Source organism: Streptomyces sp. TRM49041, assembly GCF_008271805.1.
Lineage (GTDB): Bacteria > Actinomycetota > Actinomycetes > Streptomycetales > Streptomycetaceae > Streptomyces.
This window is the reverse complement of sequence record NZ_VSRY01000044.1, coordinates 1-838: the sequence shown is the minus strand read 5'-3', so window position 1 is coordinate 838 and position 838 is coordinate 1. Positions and strand designations below refer to the sequence as shown.

Annotated in this window: 2 protein-coding genes and 1 pseudogene; all 3 read left to right on the top strand. The window is 70.3% G+C overall.

What is annotated here, in order from left to right:
* Window positions 1-188: roadblock/LC7 domain-containing protein (locus FVS66_RS02330; RefSeq protein WP_399224703.1), on the top strand; the 188-nt coding region annotated here is incomplete at its 5' end.
* A 131-nt stretch (window positions 189-319) separates the two neighbouring features.
* Window positions 320-730 (top strand): DUF742 domain-containing protein, encoded by a 411-nt coding sequence (locus FVS66_RS02325; RefSeq protein WP_149179269.1) that lies wholly within the window; start codon window positions 320-322, stop codon window positions 728-730.
* A pseudogene (locus FVS66_RS02320) lies at window positions 711-838 on the top strand (ATP/GTP-binding protein); the annotation flags it as partial. The gene FVS66_RS02325 and the pseudogene FVS66_RS02320, both read left to right, overlap by 20 nt.

Genomic DNA, 838 nt, shown 5'->3' with positions numbered 1-838 from the left:
TGGTGGAGATGGAGCGCGGCTTCCTCTTCATCATGTCCATCTCGGACGGCTCCTCGCTGGCCGTACTCGCCCACCCCGACTGCGACATCGGCCTCGTCGGCTACGAGATGGCGCTGCTGGTCGACCGGGCCGGCAGCGTCCTCACCCCGGATCTCCGCGCGGAGCTCCAGGGAAGCCTGCTCCACTGACGGCCAGGCGGGTACGCCCCTCCGTACCCGCCTCTCGCCTTTGCCATCTATACCGTCGGCCGCCCCATCCGGCCCCCCACCGGCCCAGTCAGACGGCACGCAGACCACCTGCTGTCACGACCGGAGGATTCATGACCCCGCCCCCCGCCTCTCACGATCCCTACGGCGCGTCGCACGACGACGCCTCGTACGGGCATGAAGGCGATCAGCCGCTGGTCCGCCCCTACGCGATGACCGGCGGCCGGACCCGGCCGCGGTACCAGCTCGCCATAGAGGCACTGGTGTCCACCACCGCCGACCCGGCGCACCTCGCCGGACTGCTCCCCGAGCACCAGCGGATCTGCCACCTCTGCCGCGAGGTGAAGTCCGTGGCGGAGGTGTCGGCGCTGCTGTCGATGCCGCTCGGGGTGGCCCGGATCCTCGTCGCCGACCTGGCGGAGGCGGGCATGGTGGCGATCCACCAGCCAGGAAACGGAGAGGCCGGCGGCACGCCGGATGTGACACTGCTCGAAAGGGTGCTCAGTGGACTTCGCAAGCTCTAGCGGCGGTGCGGCCGCCGGAGGAAGGTCGACCACCAGCGCGAAGATCGTGGTGGCGGGCGGCTTCGGCGTGGGCAAGACCACGTTCGTCGGCGCCGTCTCGGAGATCAA

Coding starts and splice junctions, on each gene's coding strand:
- FVS66_RS02325 (WP_149179269.1), top strand. CDS start 320: ATGACCCCGCCCCCCGCCTCTCACGATCCCTACGGCGCGTCGCACGAC.